This is a genomic window from Aeromonas sp. EERV15, from assembly GCF_900079845.1.
Classification (GTDB): Bacteria; Pseudomonadota; Gammaproteobacteria; order Enterobacterales; family Aeromonadaceae; genus Aeromonas; species Aeromonas sobria.
The window spans coordinates 1-20225 of sequence record NZ_FKKY02000034.1 but is presented as its reverse complement, the minus strand read 5'-3'; the positions used below and the strand labels follow the sequence as shown (position 1 = coordinate 20225).

The 20225-nt window shown below is 50.9% G+C and carries 16 protein-coding genes and 1 pseudogene; 12 read left to right on the top strand and 5 right to left on the bottom strand.

Features of this window, described 5'->3' with window-relative positions; translation table 11 throughout:
* Positions 1–176: 176 nt before the first annotated feature.
* Positions 177–356 carry a helix-turn-helix transcriptional regulator gene (locus BN4575_RS22630; protein ID WP_083221109.1) on the bottom strand — a complete coding sequence of 60 codons (180 nt, stop codon included), beginning with the start codon at positions 354–356 and terminating at the stop codon, positions 177–179.
* Positions 357–870: 514 nt separating this feature from the next.
* Between BN4575_RS22630 and BN4575_RS20080 the strand changes: the two genes are divergently transcribed.
* Positions 871–2253: an SVAGG family GlyGly-CTERM protein gene (locus BN4575_RS20080; RefSeq protein WP_176716449.1), complete on the top strand. Its 1383-nt coding sequence runs from the start codon at positions 871–873 to the stop codon at positions 2251–2253.
* Between the two features lie 262 nt (positions 2254–2515).
* Here the strand turns inward: BN4575_RS20080 and BN4575_RS20075 are convergent, their stop codons facing one another.
* Positions 2516–3439 carry a WYL domain-containing protein gene (locus tag BN4575_RS20075; protein ID WP_068979529.1) on the bottom strand — a complete coding sequence of 308 codons (924 nt, stop codon included), beginning with the start codon at positions 3437–3439 and terminating at the stop codon, positions 2516–2518.
* Positions 3440–3539: 100 nt separating this feature from the next.
* Between BN4575_RS20075 and BN4575_RS20070 the strand changes: the two genes are divergently transcribed.
* Both BN4575_RS20070 and BN4575_RS22570 read left to right on the top strand, forming a co-directional pair.
* Positions 3540–3830, top strand: a complete 291-nt coding sequence (locus BN4575_RS20070) for a DUF4258 domain-containing protein (protein ID WP_068979528.1) — start codon at positions 3540–3542, stop codon at positions 3828–3830.
* 6 nt (positions 3831–3836) lie between these two features.
* Positions 3837–4475: an ADP-ribosylglycohydrolase gene (locus tag BN4575_RS22570; protein WP_256029035.1), complete on the top strand. Its 639-nt coding sequence runs from the start codon at positions 3837–3839 to the stop codon at positions 4473–4475.
* A gap of 38 nt (positions 4476–4513) precedes the next feature.
* On the opposite strand, the gene BN4575_RS20060 is transcribed toward BN4575_RS22570, so the two are convergent.
* The 3 genes from BN4575_RS20060 to BN4575_RS20055 form a co-directional block, all read right to left on the bottom strand.
* Positions 4514–5170, bottom strand: a complete 657-nt coding sequence (locus BN4575_RS20060; RefSeq protein ID WP_068979527.1) for a HEPN domain-containing protein — start codon at positions 5168–5170, stop codon at positions 4514–4516.
* Between the two features lie 120 nt (positions 5171–5290).
* Positions 5291–5413, bottom strand: coding sequence for a hypothetical protein (locus BN4575_RS22565; RefSeq protein ID WP_256029033.1), 123 nt, complete (start codon positions 5411–5413; stop codon positions 5291–5293).
* 267 nt (positions 5414–5680) lie between these two features.
* Positions 5681–6831, bottom strand: a protein-coding gene (locus BN4575_RS20055; RefSeq protein WP_141689889.1) for an IS3 family transposase whose coding sequence is annotated in 2 segments (ribosomal slippage) — positions 5681–6603 and positions 6603–6831 — 1152 coding nt in all. Because the reading frame shifts where the segments join, the coding sequence is not laid out codon by codon here.
* 90 nt (positions 6832–6921) lie between these two features.
* Here BN4575_RS20055 and BN4575_RS21455 point away from each other — a divergent pair.
* The 9 genes and pseudogenes from BN4575_RS21455 to BN4575_RS22150 form a co-directional block, all read left to right on the top strand.
* Positions 6922–7344: pseudogene (locus BN4575_RS21455) on the top strand (transposase); the annotation flags it as partial.
* Between the two features lie 432 nt (positions 7345–7776).
* The gene (locus BN4575_RS20040) at positions 7777–10092 is read left to right on the top strand and encodes a dynamin family protein (RefSeq protein ID WP_068979523.1); all 2316 of its coding nucleotides are present in this window, start codon (positions 7777–7779) and stop codon (positions 10090–10092) included.
* Positions 10093–10103: 11 nt separating this feature from the next.
* Positions 10104–12350, top strand: coding sequence for a dynamin family protein (locus BN4575_RS20035; protein WP_068979522.1), 2247 nt, complete (start codon positions 10104–10106; stop codon positions 12348–12350).
* Positions 12350–12715, top strand: a complete 366-nt coding sequence (locus BN4575_RS21950) for a hypothetical protein (protein WP_141689888.1) — start codon at positions 12350–12352, stop codon at positions 12713–12715. The genes BN4575_RS20035 and BN4575_RS21950 overlap by 1 nt, the downstream gene beginning before the upstream one ends.
* 164 nt (positions 12716–12879) lie before the next feature.
* Positions 12880–13620: a hypothetical protein gene (locus BN4575_RS20030; RefSeq protein ID WP_068979521.1), complete on the top strand. Its 741-nt coding sequence runs from the start codon at positions 12880–12882 to the stop codon at positions 13618–13620.
* A 22-nt stretch (positions 13621–13642) separates the two neighbouring features.
* On the top strand, positions 13643–15148 hold the full coding sequence (locus BN4575_RS20025) for a hypothetical protein (RefSeq protein ID WP_068979520.1): 1506 nt from the start codon (positions 13643–13645) through the stop codon (positions 15146–15148).
* Positions 15145–15621, top strand: coding sequence for a hypothetical protein (locus tag BN4575_RS20020; RefSeq protein ID WP_068979519.1), 477 nt, complete (start codon positions 15145–15147; stop codon positions 15619–15621). Before BN4575_RS20025 ends, BN4575_RS20020 begins: the two co-directional genes overlap by 4 nt.
* On the top strand, positions 15614–16648 hold the full coding sequence (locus tag BN4575_RS20015; RefSeq protein ID WP_068979518.1) for a hypothetical protein: 1035 nt from the start codon (positions 15614–15616) through the stop codon (positions 16646–16648). The genes BN4575_RS20020 and BN4575_RS20015 overlap by 8 nt, the downstream gene beginning before the upstream one ends.
* Positions 16649–16707: 59 nt before the next feature.
* Positions 16708–19569 carry a hypothetical protein gene (locus tag BN4575_RS22150; RefSeq protein ID WP_068979517.1) on the top strand — a complete coding sequence of 954 codons (2862 nt, stop codon included), beginning with the start codon at positions 16708–16710 and terminating at the stop codon, positions 19567–19569.
* Positions 19570–20225 lie beyond the last annotated feature (656 nt).

Here is a 20225-nt window from a genome sequence, read left to right as displayed (position 1 = left end):
GAAAGACTGGAATGGGCAGCTGATTATTTGGCAAAGAACGCCTGCCGAACCAAGCAGAGAAAATCGATACAGAACAGGACCTTGGAAGGCGTTTTAAAGGGGCTCAACGCTTAAGGTCCTGTACATGTGCAGGAACTAAAAATATAACCGAACCATAAAATGGTGTAATTCATCATCTAAGATGAGTGCTTTTCACTTGATATCCAGCTATTTACCGCAGCGGTCGAATAAAAGCCTTTGTTGAGAGGTGGTGGGAATTTGTTTTCTTTAATCCATCTATACAGCGTCGATCTAGATATGCCAAGTTTTTTTAATAGTGTTTTGGTTCTTATTAGTGCTGGTTCATTGTTGTTCATATAGCCTCCTATTTTTTAGGAGGTTAAACATGATTGCTATATGTGTCAATTTGCCATATTTTTAGACGGCTTGCTTTTATGATATAGAAAAACAAGTAGTCATTTTCATACTGCGAAAATCAATTCAATTATTGTTTTTGTGTATTATAAAAGCAATGAAAATGGCTATGGAACAATATGGCTTATGGTCATGACATGTAAATTTCAATAACATTTTTGGCTCGTTTTAGATCTCGATAGTTGGGTATAGAGTGTGTTCGTGTTGTTAAGTCAACGGGTGGCTCTATTCATTATTGGTAAAGTTGTACAAGTGATTGGATAGGTTAGCCCCGAGGGGGTAATAAAGTGGGGGTTAAGCAGCGAGTTAATAAAGTCTTTGTGTTTCATGGGATTGTGAATCCGTTCACAAATCATGACGTTTTTTTAAAAACATCATGTCACGCATTGCAATTTGGATTCGATGGAGTATTGTTTGCGGTTTCATATGGTTATACTGGTTCCGGAGAAACTATTGATGTCAAAGCTACTCCTTATGGCTGCAACCTTGGTTGCAAGCAATGCGGTGATGGCCACTACGGTTATTGATGTAAACGTAATGGTTCCTAAATCCATCGTTGATCAAGATGGTGCCGAAAAAGTGTTTAACACCATTCACCAGCGTGTAGCGGCTATGGACGAGTATTACACCAGTCAGCGCACCGGCATCGTCAAAAATGGCAATCCTGAGAACCTGCATTTCGAGGTGAAGCAGATCCTCGTTATGAGCGATACCGTCCTAAACCCGACTTGCAAAAGCGATTACGGTCCTGCAACCGTGCTTCTCCATGAAAAAGTCATAGCTGTCCGTGACTCTTATGGCCCTAATTTTGGCATCAAAGCACCACCACTCTGGGATGGCATTTGCAACAACGAGCAAGACATTCAAGACCTGACTTTTGCTGTGCACAGCTCTGGTGCCGATATGTGGATCACCACAAAGGGCGGCCCAGATGGCAAGTTTGATGGGATGGCTTCTGCTGGCCCTGACTTCTGGGTGAGCCGTTATGACACCACCGTTGATACCTACGCACATGAAGCCTTCCACCTGTTCGGCGCAGAAGATCTTTACAACCGTAAAGGTGCAGAAGGATTCTGCGACCAAGGAGGCATCTGGGCTGGTCGTCTGATGTGTGGTTACGGTGATCTGACCAAGAACAACATGTTCGGTGGCAGTCCTTCTGCCATTGACCAAGGGGATATTTACCCTTACGGCCCAAGCGAGAGGTATTTACTCCAAAGCTTCTACAACAACCCTGACAGCCCTGATGCCGCTCGCCTGTTGACGATGCCTGATGGCAACCTCCGCGCTTACTACGGATGGACAAAAGGCACTGGTGCAGGCGTCATGCCGAGTGCTGATGTTGCTGACCGCACTTTCACCATGAAAGTAGACAGCACTACCCTGACCAGTGCGAAGCCGTACATCGACGTTACCATCACTGCCTCCGGTACTGATGCAGCCAGTAAACGCCTCTCTGTAGAGCTGTATAGCGAGTCTGGCAGCGCAGTTGTGGGCCAGCACTACAACGATGGTATCTCGCAACTGGTGCGCTTTGACCCGACTACTGGACAGACTGCACTGGATGCGGCAGGCAATCCGACTTACACAGTGCGTGTGACCGCCCGTGATCTGGCGTTCGTTGGTGCCAAGAGCTTCACCATCGGTCTGCGTAGCGGTACTGGCGGTAACGTGATTACCCAGCCGATGGCCATCACTGTGCAAGGTGCCAACACTGATAACGGTGGTAACGGCGGTGGCGGCGGTGGCGACAACGGCGGCGGTGGTTCGACAGGACCGATCTCACTGCTGACTTTGGTTATCTGCGGGTTGGTTCGCCGGCTTAAAATGAGCCGATAAGCCTTGTACCAATACCTTTCATCAATATGGCAAGGTGGCCAAGCTGCGTTGGCATGGTGAGCCGCCAAAGCACCCAGATGTTATGAGTGTTGCCGTGAATCATTACGGGTGTCCCCAAAACACGAATTCCGATTAAACGATTTAATAAAATGCGCAGTCGCGGATGTTATTACAATCAAGGCTCCCGCCATGCCGGGAGCCTTTCTTATTTCTATCTCTATTTGCTGGATGTGCGGAGAAACCGGACATCATGGCGCCAAGGTTAACTGGGTCGCATTTGTAGGTCCGCACTCTTGAGCTTGAAGGTACAGCCTTGCTGGATGAGCTCCTCCCGGTTGGCCAGCACCAGCGGGTAGAGCAGGGGATGTTGTTGGTGTTCGCCGTTATAGCTCACCTGCATCCGTTCCAGTGCATAGTGCATCAAAGGGATGCGCTGGTTAATCAATAGCTGGTTCCCAGTCATGGCATAGTCTCTGGCAATGATGGCCTGTTGTCCTTCGCTGAGCCTGGGATTGGGAACGACTACCGCAGTCACCTGGGTGTTCCACTCCAGATCCTGCTCCCGGCCGTGAGGAGAGGCATCCAGCAGATCCGGTTCGCCGCGAAAACGACTCATCACAAAATCCAGATATTCCCCTTTCTTCTCGCAGTAGGCACGTACGTGCCAGCGGATCCCGTCATAGACCAGAGTGTGAGGCACGATATTGCGGCCGCTCTGTTCCTCTGAACTGAGGGATACGTAATCGACATCGACCCGCAGTTGGCCGCGCGCCGCCTGCACCAAACCCCGCACAATCTTGGGGTCGATATGGCGGTTCGGCACATCCAGGATCTCGATATGGCCGTAGCGCAAATCCATCAGCGGCAGCGTTAACAGGCCCGCTTCATGTTGGCGCTGGTGCTGCTTTTCACGGTGTAGCAGCATCAGGTACTCATCCACTTTTCCCTCACTAAAGCGCGGGACAAAGTGCTCTGTGGGTTTGTATCCCTTCAGGCTTCTGTCATAGACCAACCCTTCCGGTGAGTAGTGGGTCAGGTAGTGGTTGATATCCCGTGACGCCTGTTGGCGACCGATATTGAAAGCGGTCATCAAATGATTGGTGGTCAGCCGTCCCTCCCACTGCAAGACGATCTCCAGCAGACGAAAACGCAGGGTTTGATCCCAGGTGAGCTCTTTGGGTGCCATACGTGCTCCAAAATGCGACATGTTTATGTAACCAGTATCGGCATGACTATACAGGCTACATATAATGAGTCCATCGAAATGAGCGCCAAAGGAGCATGTCATGAACGGGAATCTGGAAAGTGCGTACAGTCATCACGCCGCGTGCCGGATGCAGCGGCGCGGTATAGCACCCGAGCTGGTGGATAGGCTGCTGAGCATTGGACGCTCTGCTTATCACCAGGGGCGCGAACTGGTTTATCTCGATCGCAAAGGAGTGGCGATGCTGCAAGCCGAGTACGGATTGCCCGCGGAATGCTGCCAGCGGCTGCGCCGTCACTATCTGGTCCTGCAAGACGGCGAGATTGTCACCGTTGGTCATAAAACCACTCACTTCAAACGCGATCGTCACTGAGGCGCTATGAACGCAAGTCTGTTATCAGGTCAGGTGGTCATGCCCCTGATCAGGGGGATCTATTGCCTGCTGTCAGCCGAGCGAGCCAAGGAGCTGACTGCTCTGCTTGCCAAAGGCGCGTTTCACCAAGAGGGTGAGACTTCACCGTTGGTGGTGGTGACGGCATTGGCTATCCATGTCGAACAACATCGGCTGGATTACACGTCACAGCCGATCTATCTGGGGCGTGAGCAACTGATGACCGGTACAGCCGATTTGCTGGGGGAGGATGCCAGCTTTGAAGATCAGGACGCGTTTCGTCTGTTGGCGCTGCTACTCGACAAATTGCTGCGAGGAGGGCGTGGCAGCCGTCAGGCCAAGCTGGATGGACTCACGCTAACCGTGATGGAGCAGCGGGCGCTGGCGGCCACATCCCCGAATACAGGTTCGGTGGTGCGTGGTAGCTGGCGGCGCAAGTCTCGCAATCAGCTGGGCCATGCCAGCTGGCTGGATGTAGTGGAGGCAGCCCTCTGGTGCTTCTGGCATGGTGACGATTTGGCAAGTGGCGAAGTGCTACTCGGTGTGCTGCTGGGCAGGGATGAGCGGGTGCGGTTGGTCTATGGTCTGTTAGCCGGGGCTTTCTATCTGTCAGATCGGACGGATTGAAGCCGCGGGGCCATCGCAGCCCGCCATCTTGCGGCTGATTAACCAGCCAACTCAACCACCGGATAACAGGCATCACCCCACAGGGTATCGGGATGGGTCATCATCAACTCGATGATCACCGGCACCAGTTTGCCGAGCAGGTTGGCACAATCCTTCAGTTGTTTGCGATTGACCGAGCTGTTCCAGGTCGCACCGCCATGGATTAGCTGGTTGCGCAGGGTATAGAGGCGGTTAAACACCACCCCCAGCAACTGTGGGGTGTTGCTGCTGGCGAGGGCCTGGTTTGCCATCTTCTTGCCTTGTGCCAGCCGCTCCTTCCACTGGGCTTCGCTTATTTTGCCGCTGTGATAATCCCAGAAGCCTTGCAGTACAAACGGGGTATCCAGCAGTATGCGGATACTGCCAGAGAACTCTTGCCAAACCAGATGCTCGATCTTTTTATGCTCATCCAGGTCGCACAGTTTCTCCAGAAAGCCTTTGAAGGTCTCCTGTTCAGAGAGGCGACGATCGTCATCGATTTCAGTGGCATAAGCCGCATTGAACGCAATCCAGAGAAAGATAAAGCGGCCATCTTCATCTTCGGCCATTTCAGCGCGTTGCAGCCAGCTTAAGGCACGATGAACTCGCAGGTTGAGATTGCTGGGAGAGTGTTCACGCAGAGTCCGGTGACGAGTTTTCAACTGTTCAAAATTCAACGACGATCTCCTTCTCGATCAGATGAATAGCTAGCTTTAACAACCATACTCTCTGTCCTGCTGCTTGATCATCAGGTTGATGAGGAACTGGCTGGAATAGCAATGTGGTGATAGCAGCGGCTACTTGCGGATGACACCCTTCAGCGTTGCAATGGCCAGCTCCACCATGGTGGCCGACGATTTTTCCAGTGGGGCATGGTGGCACTCGGGACAGGCCTCAAACCAGGTGTGGCCACGTACCATAACATCGCTCTTGGGAACAACCGTCTTGTGCCAGCCACATGTTGGGCAGCGATAAGTAGAAGGGGGTGGTTGTATCGGCATGATATCCCTCAGGCAAGTTCCATTTGGCCTAGAGTAACACGGGTCAAATTATTGCAGTGAGCTCCTTGTTCACACTCTTTAGAGTCAAAGTTACATCCGCCTGAAAACACGACATGTGCAAAACCCCAGTATCGAAGCTGTGCGGCTGGCCCGGTATAGTCAGCCGAGTGAATCGCCCCTGGTTTTCTAGACACTCTGTTGCTGAAAAATAAACTGCCTTTCAAACTCTACCGGCGACAGCCCATCATTGGAACCATGACGCCTGATTGGGTTGTAAAACATCTCGATATAATCAAACACATCGCTGCGGGCTTCGTCTCTTGTCGCGTAAATCCGGCGCTTGATCCGCTCCCGTTTGAGCAACTGGAAGAAGCTCTCGGCGACAGCGTTGTCGTGACAGTTGCCACGTCGGCTCATGCTGCAACTCAGGTTGTGGGCCTTCAGAAAGTCCTGCCATTCACCACCGGTAAACTGGCTGCCCTGATCCGAATGCACCAGTACCGGCTGCTTGGGCTTGCGCCGCCAGACGGCCATCAAGAGTGCATCAACCGCCAAGTCTGCCGTCATGCGTGACTTCATCGCCCAGCCGACGATCTGGCGAGAGAACAGGTCGAGCACCACCGCCAGATACAGCCACCCTTCTTGAGTGCGGATGTAGGTCATGTCGGTCACCCAGGAGATGTTGGGGGCTGGCACCTTAAACTGACGAGCCAGCGTGTTTGGGGCCGCCTGTAGGCTCTTGCCTCCATAATGCCTCTTACGGCGTTGATAGCCCGTTTGCGAACGCAGCCCTTCCCGTCTCATTAATTTAGCCACACGGTGCTTGCCGCAGGCTTCCCCCCCGTCACGAAGGTCGCGATGGATCTTGCGATAGCCGTAGACAGCACCACTTTCCAGCCAGGATTGCTTGACCAATCCGGTCAGCCGTTCGTCCTCCTGCTGTCGTGGCGATGCGGGCTGTTTCAGCCACGCGTAGAAGCCACTTCGGTGAACCCCCAGGGTCTGGCACAGGGTAACGACACTGTACCGGTCGAGTCGGGAGGTTATGAACGCGTACCTTTCCTTGACTCGCTGGCAAAGTACGCGGCGGCCTCCTTTAAAATGTTGCGCTCCTCGGTGACCTGGCGCAGTTCGGCTTTCAGGCGGCGGATCTCGACTTGCAAGGCAGACTCTTCGAGCTGCTGGTCAGCAGGCTTACCGTACTGCCTGAGCCAGGCATACAGGCTGTGGCTGGATACCCCAAGGGCTCGTGCAACGTCAGCTACCGGTCGTTCGCGCTCGGTGATTTGTTTAACGGCTTCGATTTTGAATGTTTCTGGATAACGCTGACGGGTCATAACACCTCCAATAGTTGCCTCATTTTAAGGCTGTGAGGTGTCTAGGGAACTGGGGGCGATTCAGGGGGGCGATTCAATCTCGGCACCCTCACCCAACAGCTGATCAAGCTCATCGTCGAGACCGCGGTCAATGCCGAGATGGACTAGCATCTGGGCTACGAGAAACTCATCCCACAAGGCCGCGGGACCGGCAACAATCGCATTGGCTATTCCACCAAGCGCCTAAAAGGACAGCACGGAGAAGCCATCATCCAGGCTCCTCGTGATCGCAACAGCTCCTTCGAGCCTCAGTTTGTCCGCAAGGGCCAGTCCCGCTTGACCCAGATGGACGACCAGATCCTCGCCCTCTACGCCAAGGGCTTGAGCACGCGCGACATCGTTGACGCGTTCAAAGAGATGTATGACGCCGACATCTCGGCGGGGCTGGTATCGAAGGTGACCGAGCGGGTCATCGAGCAGGTCCACGAATGGCAAAACCGGCCGCTGGATCCTCTCTATCCCATCGTCTATTTATATCGCCGTACTCGCCGGGCAGTATCATCTGAGTGTGCGCAAGATCCAGCGCTTGCTGCGCGATCAGTACGGCATGACCATAGCGCAGGCAGAACGAAGGGCGAGCCGTGCAGGTGGTGGTTTATTGGGCGGAAAAGCGCTACATGGTGATTGGTGTATGAAAAGCAACCGAGGGTCTGTCAACGTCTGCCTGAAAATGTGACATGTCAATTAATACAGTCATTTAAATGAAACGGGTAACTACGGTATAGTGGTTCCACCAGACGCCCACCTATTTTTTAAGTTTATGTAAACATTGATGTTATCTGTCTTTCACTTGGGTGTTGACGTTGTGCATGAACCCTACCTCTTCGTCGAGAATAAATCTCATAACAGGTTGGGAATACCAGAGAACTAACAAGCTGTAATCTAAATCACATATTGGACTATTTGATGAATACAATTATTGATAAATCGCTTACGTATCGTCAGGGAAGAATAAACGAGGCAACGTCATACCTTGCTCGTACCCGCGAGATTTTTGAACAATTCGGCAGTGCTGAACTCAAAACTGTGAATCAGAATCTTGATGGCATTCTCAACGCGTTAGATGCAAATGATGTGCGTTTAGTTGTTTTGGGGGAGTTTTCCCGAGGTAAATCTAGCTTGGTCAATGCGTTGTTGGGCATTCAGTTATTGCCAACCGCACTACAGGCAACGACTGCTATCAATACCTTTGTCCGAGCGCTACCGAAGGGGCGTGAGGATCGGCATATTGTCATTCACTTTCAAAATGGCCAAGCACCGCAAGAAATCGCATGGACTGATGAAGAGTGTCTGAACCGTTGGGGGACTGAACTAGATACGAGCAATGCGGACGTGCGCAAAACACTTGATTATATCGAGGTGTTTATGCCGCATCCTTTACTGGAAAAGGGCTTGGTGTTGATCGATACCCCGGGGCTGAAGTCTGTGATTCAGCATCATGAAGAGATCACTCGCAAAGCCATTTCTGAGGCACATATAGCCTTGTGGGTACAAAACACGACTCAACTGGGCGGCTCTGCTAGTGAATGGAACTTTTTGTCCGATACCCTGCGTACTAATTTCCATAAGTTCATTACGGTGATTGGTTGGTGGGACCAAGTGTTGGAGCCACAGGACTTACAGGATCTGAAAAAGCCGGAATCCATGCGTGTGCAGGAAAAAATGGATTTGGTCCGTAAAAACTTCAGGGAACATCTTGCGGATCTCTCCGACGCGCAAATCGAAAAAATGACAGGTAGTGACCATTTGATCGGGGTCAGTGCAAGATGGGCCATGGGAGATGATCAGAGCAAGATACGTCGCTCTGGTATCGCTGATCTAGCGACAAACATTTCGGCACTATTCACTTCGGGTGAAGCTTTCACCCATATTTTCCGCAAACCATTGCAGCAATTAAGTAACATTCAGCGCACTCTGGCCGACACGCTGGAGGATGAAATGCAACAACTCGAATCCAGCAAGACGCTGGAAGAGCGCCAACGAGGGTTGGAAATGTTTGAGAAAGACATCCAACTTCTCGAAATAGAGGCGAAACAGGTGCAGCAGGAATCGGCGATCGAACACGATAACGCCAGTCGCTCCCTGATTAGTACAATCAAGCATGACCTTGTTATGCCGTTAAGTGAGCTCCAAAGCCAGATTGAACTGCAAGTCGATCAACGCTATGTCGAACGACTCATTGAGTCACGCGCGACACAAATCACGCTACCACCCGAGTTGGACCAAGAGATGACAAGGGTATCGGCGCAGGTGGCCAAAACATGGGCACAATGCCAAACAAAATTAGCGGATGTGCTCGAAGGCTTAAGAGCGGATTACGCAACTGAGATGAAAAAGCATGCCGACCCACTGATGGGGGAAATGTCGTGCGTTGAAATCGAGATGCCGAAGTTGGATGTGGGTTTTAATCTGGATTTGTCAGCTATTGAGCAATATCACAAGCAAGTGCTGGAACTCGAGCAGAAAATCGCTGCCCGTCGAGATGAAATCGATAATCTGGATGAGGGTATTTCTAAGCACACGACCAATGCAGTTAAGCTTGAAACGGCCAAGCAGGCCCTATTACGCGCAGAGCGGACACTAGAGCAGCTTGGTCCTCAACCAGCAGTACAGCGTTACTCGGATGTGGAAAAAGTCTCTGATGGTGGCATGTATAGCTCGCCTAAATATGAAACGGTTAGTCGTACCGATAACTCAGCTGCTAAGGCTTGGGAAAAAGAAGTCACTTCGATCCGAGCCAATATGGCAGACAAAGAGGCCCGGCTTGCACAAATTGTCGAGGAGGAAGAGCGTAAAACCGGAGTTAGAATGAGCCTTGAAAGGGCGCGACAAAAATATGAACGAGAGGTCGCCGCAGACGAGCGTAAACAGCAGGTGATAGCCGAGCAGATGCGAGCAGAGCAGGCCGATACAGCACAAAAAACGCTGCGACGCTTGCTCAACAACACCGCGGGTCAGTTGCAGCAGCGGATTAGTTATCTCCAGGACAATGCCTCTATGGCAGTGGACAAGATTTTTACTGACCAACTTGAATTGCTGAATAAAGTGGTCAAGGAGCAATATTTCGAGCCGCTCAATGCCAAATATGCGCGCCGCGAAGAAGTGAAGCGCTTGCTGGAGAGCGGACAACAGGAGATCGCCAAACGCAAGGTGCTGCTGGCAAAGGCACAGCAAGATTTGCAGGCATTACATACTGAAACCAATCACGCACTTCAATCCTGAGGATATCCAAGATGCAATCCGCAAGCATGATAATTGACGAGTTGAAGTCCATCCTGCCTGTTCACTGGGAGGAGGAGCTAGAAGAGTTGGCAGCTGTCACCATGGATGAAAAGGCTCCCTTACGGCTGACACTGGTCGGTGCTTTTTCTGTAGGCAAGAGCAGTCTGCTCAATATGCTGCTTGGCGAGACTTGGTTACCTACTGCCATGGAAGAGACCACCGCTTTACCGACGTTTATCGAATACGCACCGCAGACCTCGATGCAACTAATCATGGTAGACGGTAGCAGTGAAGCGATTGATGCCAAGCGTTTTTGCCAAGTGACCACCAGTGCCCCACAGGGCGCGGCCTGTACGGTACTCGCGTGTTCCACGTCATGGCTACAAGGGGTATCGATGATAGATCTGCCGGGCCTGGGCAGCGTCTCCGCCACCCATGCTGCTTATACGCAAGCACAGATCAAACAGGCGGATGCCGTGCTTTATCTGCTGGATCCGCGCGGGCCAACGCAAAAGGACATCGATACATTGCGTTATGTTCGCTTGTGCGGAAAGCGCATCAAGGTGTTGGTAGCACGCTGGGATCAAGTCGAAGCATCCATTAAAGAGGGTGAGCCTGCGCCCTCGCTGGAGGCATGGGCTGGCCAAATCGAAGCGGGGACTGGGTTGAAAGTGAGGTTGTCACCAGTAAGTCGCTATGGATTGGGTCGAGATGAAATCATCGATTTCATCGGGCGTGCACGTGAAGACCTTGAGCAAATAAGGGTTCAGCGTTTGCGCGCTGAGTTGATACCAATCCTGGACAACGCGCGGGGCTGTAATCAGGCTTCCCAGCAAGCATGCACCGTGGAAACCGAAGCTGAACAGCAGCAATGGCATAGCGAGTTGCTGCTTAAAAAGCAGGAACTGTCTGATTTCAAGGGCGGCCTGTATCAACAGCAGCAGCAAGATCGACAACAGCAACAGGCCTTAGCTACCGACCTTGCAGCAAGTAGCCATACTATCTTGCAGCAGTCGCTAACAGAAAACGTGGCGTCATTGCATGATGAAGAAGACTGGGAGCGATTCGAGACGCAGGTTAGCCATCTTACCCGCGATGCCTTGTTGCAACTAGCACAGGCTTTGAGCCCCGTATCCACCACATACGGTCCGCTCGATTTACCACGACCTCAAATAGCCGCACTCAACCTCCGGTTACCGCAGCCTCAGGAAGTCGCGGCTGCCGAATTTATTGAAATCGCACAGCTCAACCGCCTGCAACAACAATTGCAAGTTCAGCAACAGGTCTTTGATCTGGCGGAGCAAAAAATTGCCAATTTAACTCCAGCCGATACGCAAGAAGACATTCAGGCATTACATCAATGGATGGCCCAGCGCAATCAGGTCATGAGTCAGCCATTACCGCAGGTAATGAAGACGATTAACACTGGAAATGGTGCTGTCATTGGGCGCATGTTGGGTGAAGTTGCTGACATCGGCTTGATGTTCGTCAATCCCGTAGCAGTTGGAGCCAAGGTTGCCGCCATTGTAGGCAAGGGTGCCAAAGTGGCGAACATTGCAGTCAAAACCGGCAAGATCGCTAAGACGGTCACTCAGGGCGTCAAGTTTGCTCAAGTCGTTAAGGGTGGTCAAAATGTGGTACCGATGAATCCGGTGATGGAAAAACTAAGCCACTTAGAAGTGCTCTCCTTTGGTCATTGGGGTGAAAAACTGGGGGCAGCGATAGGTGGCGGCCCTCAGCAGGTAATGGAGACAGATCCAGAAGCGCTGGCAGAGCAGGAGTTGGCACTGGCTACTATTGATAGAGAAGTTCATACTTTGCGCGCAACCCTGGCACGTAACGAGGATATCGCCAACGAGCGGATGTTGACTGGCCATGCATTAGAGGAAAGTCAGCGTGAGCAGGGTCGCCTGTCGGATGAAATATTACGTTTGCAGCAGCAGGTAACACAGCGGCAACAGAAAGAGCTGCTGCTGTCACAGCAACACAGACAAGAACTATTGCTGCAGTATGCGCAGCAGGCCATGCAGCGTAGGTTACGCGAATTCGATCAGCAGGCCGAAAGCATGATCGATTTATTGCGCATACGTGTGCGTGATTACTGGGAAGGGCGAGTTAATAACCTCGTTGAACAGCGTTTGTTGGAAATAGATGAACTGGTTGTACAAGCCAAGGCAAGCAAATCTGACAGACAGAGAAGGCTGCAGCAGTTACTCACAGAGGCGCAAGCCATTGAGAAGGCATTGGAGGTGTTGTGATGCGCCATATCTCATGGGAGAAAATATCACGGCAAATAGAACTATTAGACACGCCAAGAAGTGGCAAAATGCGCATGAAAAGTAATAAAAAAAAGCAACCATCGGCAACATCATCATTCACTGACAAAGATTCAAAATGTCAGGCGTCTGTTGCAGGCAAGCAAGTAAAGGCTGCTCCGGATCCCGTTCTTACCCAAGCTGCGCATGAGTTCATTACAATGGCTATTCCAAGCCATATAGATGATTATCTGCGCAGTCTTACCTTATTAACCGTCAATATGCAGGTTGCTCATGATTTATCCAACGTCATTGTAAGAGCGTCCCGTACCCATCGGGACGAGCTGCTCAATAACGGGGAGTTATAAAATCAGGTTAGGCACAACTGTAAGAGGGCCACGGTTTTTCATTTTTTTTTGCCGTGGTTATTCTTGTTCTGCCCATTAAATCATTTGCTACAAAGGATGGTTAGCTTTATGTCTGTAGTTAGACTCGCTGCTGTATGTCATCTCGACGCTTATGAGAGGTGTGTATGGATGCGATAAGCCGCCATGCAAGATTGGCTACCCTGATCCGTGACAAACTTGCGGCTGATCTGGCGCAACTTGCGCCTTTGCCTGCGGCTAATGCTATTTCGCGTCAAGCGTTGGCACGCTTGCAAGCGCTTGTCGATGCAGCACCAGCCTTTCTGTTATTGCTGGCCGAGCCTTGGCTGGATGATGAGCCTGAAGACCTGCTCCCGACCCTGCTCGATTGCGCACGGATCCACCTGTACGCACGCATCCTTGACGATGCGCTGGATGAAAGCCTGCCCCCTCACCACATCCATTTACTAAGATATCAACCGATATTCTGGCAAACCGTGGCAAGCTTAGCGGTTCGTTACCCGCACTTACAAGTGCAATGCACGCACTTGATCGAGGAAACAGTACTAGCGGTAGAAGCTGATGACGCAAGTCAAGGACCTCAACACTGGGGGCGCAAGAATCACCATCTGTTGCTATTGCCTTTGTTATTGTCAGCGGGAGATGGCCGTTATCACCATCATCGGGAGACCCTTTCTGCCCTGATAAGTCTCTCGCAGGCCTGTGATGAGTGGTGGCAGGGGGAATTATGCCCTGTGGTAACTGATGCGGTGCTAGCTATGTTTCCTCAATGGATGGATCCGCAACGACTGTTGTCCTTGCATCAAGCCGGTTGGTGCCTTGCTCAGGCCCACATCTTGCGAGAAGGGCAGTATTTACTGGACAACCTTGCTCACCGACACACATAACAAGCACACAGGATCTAAATCTATGCAAAACACCTCTAACAGCCTGATTGTTTATCAAGCTATTAAGAGTTTTGCCAAGCGAATGACACAAACACGCATTGAGGATGGTTTTCTGACTGCACGTGTTATCGGTGAATTTTCCGCTGGCAAAACTCGATTATTAACAACCTTGTTTGGTGATGGGATTGAGCCGTCACTCCACCCCGTTAGTTCGCTGGAGCCACAGACCCGACTGCAGCTTGAAATCTGTTATAGCAACACGCCATCCCTCACTCTGATTGAGCGTGAAGATGACGTTAAACCCGCTGTCATTTTGGAGAAATTACAGGTTTTTCCTAATCGGAATGAGACGTTAAAATATGATCCATTTCGTCATCGCTTGCGGCTTGAAGTATGCGAGCGGCGACTCATTCTCGAGTCTGGCGATCGTTTTAGTGATGACACTCAGCCAAAACGGCTATTTTTGATCGATACACCAGGTTGGAACTCGGGTGATGATGACCTCGCTGAGTCGACGCCGACTGAGTTGATGACCGGCTACCATAACCTTGCCCTGATTTATGTGGTATCTGCCATGCGTCTAGACAGCGCAGGTAATGCTGAGCGTTTACATGCTTTTATCGAGATGCTGGGAGATGTCGATTTTCTGGACCGCTACAAAATCATGCTGGTTATCACCCATTGCCCAGCAACAGAAGCTGAAGCGATGTGTGCTCGGGCCAACGATCGTTTGATCCAGATGTGGCAGTCAGCGGGCTACGCAGCAGACGAGTTAGAACTAGATGTGCTCTGTATCGATTTCGCCAGTTTATCGGATACCGCTATCCAAGCATTCCGGCAGCAATTTTGGCATTGTTTGCGGCGCCCACTCGATGCAGACACAACGCAAGCAGTCGAGTCCGCCCACCCTTGGGCAATGTCAGTGCAACACTGGCCGCAAGAGTGGCAACTACCCAGTCGGCTGCATCAGTCGATGCAAGCACTGATCAATATGCGTCAGTTATTGGGACTAGCCTGCAAAGACGGGGATTTCATGCCGGGGATGAATCAGCACCGTATGTTCGGGCTGGATGCTGCGGCGATGCGACGCAAAGCTCAGGATCGCTGGCGGCAACAACTGGCGCTAACGCATGGTCAGTCGATACCCAGTTTTAAGGCCGTGGCAGAATTGCCAGCGGAACATCCGTTGTTTGCGTGGTGGCACCAATACTTTTTGCATAATTTACAGCAGGCTTTACAACCGACAGAGGTTTTTTTTGAACAGGCCGATCAAGCGCTACTTGGCCTGACACCTGAGATAGATAATTTACAAACCTATCTGAGTGAGCATCTGGCGCAACCATGGCAACGTGCCCAAAAAGCACTGGATAGCAGTTTTACGCGTCTGCTTGAACAAGCCACACAGTTAGATGACGTTGACACCACCACGCAATTGGCAACCATGTTGATGCTGTCCCTGATCCAGACCCGTTATGAAGACCATAGCCACATCCACCGGCAACAATTACTCAGTGAAATTAACGCATGACATATCAAAACAAGCTGGATGTAGAGCAAGTAGAACAAATTGAGGCGCTAGAACATTTTTGGAATGCTCATGTTGATAGAACCCTGATCGATCGCTATTTACTGCAATTGGCTCAAGCCGAAGCTGTACTTGAGCAGCGAAATCAAGATCTGATTAAGCAAATAGAGCAACGGGCATCGTTTAGCCTTGAACAGCTGCAAGGCTTGCTGCCTGCCATATATCGTAATTTTTATTCCCATGTGGCACCGTCTGATTTACCGCTGCTGGCGGGGGAATTAAAACAGGTATCACTGCCATCGCCCTATCCGGAACCCACTGCCGACGCGTTGCAGATTGTAAAGCGTCGCATCCGTAAGATGTCGGTGCAAGATCGCGCCATGCTTTACGCGTTCTGCCAACAAAATGTACCCGCTCGGCTAGAAATGCGCCCTGATTTTAAAGAGTTGTTACAACAAGGGGATGCCGATGCCTAATTCAAATAACCAGGCGCGGGCCCAAGACGCTGATACGATCAGTCCGAGCTGTTCAATGCCACTGGTTGAGCTGATTGATCAACAAATCCGTTTACTGTTGCCTCTCTTGGGGCAGCGGCTAGAAGAAAAAATATCCAAACAGTTTGAAATAAAATGGCGCGGACAAGGGCGGGAAGCTCCACATCCTTTTCAAACCTTGCCTGCAGGGCACATCCCCCCCATTGCTGATCACGATCAGCCAACCCCGGCCAACACTTTGGCTACGGCGCAATCGGATCATGAGGAGTCTTACCAGATGTTGTTAGCTTTCTTGAAGTGGCTATGTAAAAAGTTGGGCGATGAGGCCGCCCCTGATTATCAGCAGCTCAATTGCGAGCAACTAACAGTAGAGATCAGCAAGCTGAAATCCTTGTTACAGGTGTGCACTGATGATGCCGCTGATTTGGCAAGGGTTAAGCAGGCATACCAGCAAGAGCAACACACCAACCAAGTAAGCCAAGCCAAGTTACAACAGGAACAGCAGCAATTTGCCTTACAAGCCGCCAGCCTAGCCCAAGCCTTGCAGCAAGTCGAACGTGACTTGAGTGCAGCGCAACAGAAAGATAACCAGTGGCAACAACCACTGCAATTTATGGCTTATGTCAAACAGCAGTCAGATCTGGCCCAATTGCTGTTGCCAGAGGGGAGCGGTGAGCAAGCACAAAAGCTGGGCTTTATCGCCATGGTCAGCCAATGGGATAGCGTAGTGGAGTTGTGGTTGCTACTCGAGCGGCGCTGTAAAAAAGATAAACGCCCTTGCAATGAGCAAGAGCGCGCCCTGCTCGAATTCAGTGTGCACCTCTATAACTTAACGCTGCGAGATCTCAAGAGTGAACTGCTGCGCTGGCCACAAATCGGGGCACCTTATGATTATGATATTCATAACGGTGTGACCAGCCAAGGCAGCTGCATCAGCAACGTATGGTTACCGAGTTTGTTTAATGGCGGCGGCAGCCAAGTCAAAAAAGCGTTGGTCGAGCGTGGTTAAGGATGCACGGCTCACAATTAGCGGCGCTCAAAGTTTGAAATTTATTTAAGGATATGATAATGGTTTTTTTTGGCGATGTTACGGACACTGTTTCGACAATATCATCCCCTCTTGGGAAAGTAGACACATTTCAAAAAAACAACCAACAGCAACAAATACAAAAAAAGAACCAAGAGGAGATACATAGCCACAATGAGCTGACCCGTGCTTGCCCGCTGGTAGCTTACCACTATGGTGATTTATTAGCCCAATCTCAAGTGAATGGGGCACTGCGCAAGATGTTGCCAGCACTGCAACAAATCCATGCTCAAGCCTTGGCCGCTATCAAGCAAATACCCTTGTTACAAATTCGCCGTGCCGATGGCCATCATGAGGGGGTGGATAACGTTATTCCTTTGTTAGAGACCACAACATCACTTGTGTGGGTGCGCGGGCACTGGGGCCAAGGGCCTAACAGCGTGAGTTCACGAGGCGAGGTCACGTTGACGGACTATACATTACCCCTAATTGCCGAGATGCAACGGTTTTGTCACATAGCTAACGTTAACCATCCGTGGCGCAGTGGCTCTAACTGCCGGTTATGGAGTTTCGATTTATTTCAATGTCAGGAAGGGCGTGTTGATCTGGATAGTGCTGCGTTAGTTCCAAATACTTCTTACTCAGATAATCGGCACCTTGCTTGTAACCTTCGTTTTAAAAATGACTTGCCAGCGTTGTTGGTGCATTTACTGCAGCACGGTTATCAGCTGCAACCACCAGGATCCACAGCAGATGATACCGACCTGCTTAAGTTGCTGCGTGATATACATAAAGTGATTATCGAATCACTGCGCAACCTAGACTCTGTGCGAGCACCGTTGCCGAAACTGGATGATCTGCAATTAACAGAAAAAGGGCTGTGGGAACTCCATGGTGAAACACCTGAGCTATTACATCAATTAGGGCTGCGGGCACGCAACCCAGAGCTCGATATTAAAGATTGGCCAATTACCATCGATTTTGGTACTAGCAGCACGGTGGTGGCCTACAACGAGCAGCTGCAAGCCAAGTTGTTTCGGGTTGGTGTTAAAGATTATTTTAACAAAGCGCAGCCGCGTGATTATGAGAACCCGACCTTGTTGCAGATAGATGATTTACAGGCGGTGTTAGGGCCATGGCAGAGTGAAGCTTACCGCCCTGAGGTCAAATGGGGCGATGTGTTCAGCGCCCATGAAGCCCATGCAAAGCAACGAGATAATGAAGGCGACAGTGACTTGACAGCGAGCCTGTTGGGCAAGCTGAAACAGTGGGCCTTGCGCGAAGTCAATGACATGCGGATCCGCTTTAAAGATAGGCTCAAACGATATGAATATGAGTTGCCGTTGCTGACTGAGCGTTTTCCCGCCAAAAACCAACCGTTGACGGTGAGTCCGGCTGATCCGTTTGATCCGATTGAGCTGTATGCCTACTTCCTTGGCTTGAGCGTTAACTGGCGCCAGCGCGGATTGTTTTTAAAGTACTATATGAGTTTTCCGGTCGATTACCCCATCGCTGTTAAAAATCGGGTACGCGCTTCGTTTAGCCGTGGCTTGCAACGCAGTTTGCCAGCAACATTATTACAATCGGAACGGTTTAGCGAATTTGAGGTGACGGAGTTGGCCTCTGAGCCGGCGGCGTTCGCCGCTGCCGCCCTGCCTTATTTCAAGATTGAGCCGGATCAAACCGGGATCCACTACGGGGTGTTTGACTTTGGTGGCGGCACCACCGATTTTGATTTTGGTCTCTATCGCCAAGCCACGGAAGAAGAGGAAGATAGCGAAGGCTTTGAATATGCCTTTGAACACTTCGGCGCTTGTGGTGATCGTTTCTTAGGCGGGGAAAATCTGCTGGAAAATTTGGCTTATCGCGTCTTGGTGCACGAGGAAAATTTGCTGCAGTGTCGCACCAATCGAATTGCATTTACCAAACCGCTCGATGCCAACCCGTTTGAAGGATGTGAGTTGTTGCTCGAATCGACCCAAGCGTCGATCACCAATAGCCATATGGTGATGACCAAATTGCGGGCCTTTTGGGAGCGGGATCAACGCGAGAGCAACGGGTTTATCTCGGTAGGGCTACTCGACCGTGAAGGCGAGCCCAAGAGCATTAAGTTAAAAGTAGATTACGATCAGCTCAGTCAGTATCTTGATGAGCGGCTTGAACGCGGGGTGAGTAACTTTTTCACCGCCTTGAAAAATGCATTTAGCTCGCAGCAGATTGTTCCGACTCAACTGCATATTTTACTGGCCGGTAATGCCTGCTTGTCAGAACGCTTGCAGCGTTTATTTGCGCTGGAGCCGAGCAACGTAGCGCCGCAGCGTTTTAGTCTAGAGCCTGTGTCGGGCACGTCACAGCCAGAGAGTGGGGTCACACGGCTCAGGACGTGGTTGGCAAGTCAGTTGCCGAACTGTGAGTTGCTGATCTATCCGCCGATCCCGCAAAATCCGGCTAACCCGTATCAACCGACCACCAAAACGGGAGTTGCGCTTGGTCTGTTAAACCTGACGCCGGGTAAAGGGGTGAAAGTGGTCAATCACAGCGCTAAAACCAGCCGCGATGGCGAAGCGCCGTTTGGTTTCTCGGTCGGCCGCATTCGTCGTCGTCAGTATTGTCCGATGTTAAAACCGCACGCGACTTACGGTAAATGGCATGAGCTTGGGGTGGTGTCACAAGGGGGCTTTGTATTGGTGTTCAGTAATGATCCGAACGCCGATGGAATGGCCGGTGATAGCCCAGAGCTGCGCAGTAAAACGTTATCTTTTAACGGTCACACCCAAGATCATCGACTCTATGCCCGTGTTATTTCACCGAGCGAGATCGAGTGTGTTACCGCCGTTAGCCTTGAGGCGGTTCAGCGTCATGATGTTGAGCACCAGAGCCGTATCAAGCTGAGCATGGCGTGAGCGGCATAATATATCCATGACATAAATAAGGTTCATTTGGAGGTTTAATTCGTGTTCTTCCGTCGGATCTCTGTTGATGAGGATGAGGTCAGCCGCAGGCAGTGGTGCATGAATATGACGTCATTAATAGAATGACAAAATCTTTTTTGTGACGAAGTCCCCCAGGGTCGAATCTGGGGGACATCTTGATGAAACAGTTATGACACTTTTTAGTGTGAACAAATCCGCGCTCTTGAGTTTGAAGGGTAAGCGGCCAATTCCCCCACCTACACAAACTCAATGCGTTTCCCCATGATCCTTCTGTCCAAGGGAGGAACATCATGAATTCAGCTGAAAAATCCGCTTACTGGCAGCATCAACGCCTGGCACACTAACATTCCGGATTGACCCGACATTCCGCACCTGATTTAGGAATAAATTTGCCGGTAGCGCTCACCCAATACCTCCAAAATGATCAGCGGGTCTCCTGTTAGCTCCGTTATCTGTGGTGGAGTTTCTCCCAGTCGATATTCATGGATGCCACTAAAGCGGCGTTGTTTCCTAAATCAGCCATCAGGTCACAACGTCCCCAGCCCCAGGTGACCGCTACACTCGGGGCTTTCTTACAGGCAGACCAAGGGTGTTCAGTTTGTTTATCGCGCTCACATACGCCATCA

Excerpts from the sequence above, each read along its gene's own strand:
- BN4575_RS22630 (WP_083221109.1), bottom strand. The coding sequence starts at position 356 with ATGAACAACAATGAACCAGCACTAATAAGAACCAAAACACTATTAAAA.
- BN4575_RS20080 (WP_176716449.1), top strand. The coding sequence starts at position 871 with ATGTCAAAGCTACTCCTTATGGCTGCAACCTTGGTTGCAAGCAATGCG.
- BN4575_RS20075 (WP_068979529.1), bottom strand. The coding sequence starts at position 3,439 with ATGGCACCCAAAGAGCTCACCTGGGATCAAACCCTGCGTTTTCGTCTG.
- BN4575_RS20070 (WP_068979528.1), top strand. The coding sequence starts at position 3,540 with ATGAACGGGAATCTGGAAAGTGCGTACAGTCATCACGCCGCGTGCCGG.
- BN4575_RS22570 (WP_256029035.1), top strand. The coding sequence starts at position 3,837 with ATGAACGCAAGTCTGTTATCAGGTCAGGTGGTCATGCCCCTGATCAGG.
- BN4575_RS22565 (WP_256029033.1), bottom strand. The coding sequence starts at position 5,413 with ATGGTACGTGGCCACACCTGGTTTGAGGCCTGTCCCGAGTGCCACCAT.
- BN4575_RS20040 (WP_068979523.1), top strand. The coding sequence starts at position 7,777 with ATGAATACAATTATTGATAAATCGCTTACGTATCGTCAGGGAAGAATA.
- BN4575_RS20035 (WP_068979522.1), top strand. The coding sequence starts at position 10,104 with ATGCAATCCGCAAGCATGATAATTGACGAGTTGAAGTCCATCCTGCCT.
- BN4575_RS21950 (WP_141689888.1), top strand. The coding sequence starts at position 12,350 with ATGCGCCATATCTCATGGGAGAAAATATCACGGCAAATAGAACTATTA.
- BN4575_RS20030 (WP_068979521.1), top strand. The coding sequence starts at position 12,880 with ATGGATGCGATAAGCCGCCATGCAAGATTGGCTACCCTGATCCGTGAC.
- BN4575_RS20025 (WP_068979520.1), top strand. The coding sequence starts at position 13,643 with ATGCAAAACACCTCTAACAGCCTGATTGTTTATCAAGCTATTAAGAGT.
- BN4575_RS20020 (WP_068979519.1), top strand. The coding sequence starts at position 15,145 with ATGACATATCAAAACAAGCTGGATGTAGAGCAAGTAGAACAAATTGAG.
- BN4575_RS20015 (WP_068979518.1), top strand. The coding sequence starts at position 15,614 with ATGCCTAATTCAAATAACCAGGCGCGGGCCCAAGACGCTGATACGATC.
- BN4575_RS22150 (WP_068979517.1), top strand. The coding sequence starts at position 16,708 with ATGGTTTTTTTTGGCGATGTTACGGACACTGTTTCGACAATATCATCC.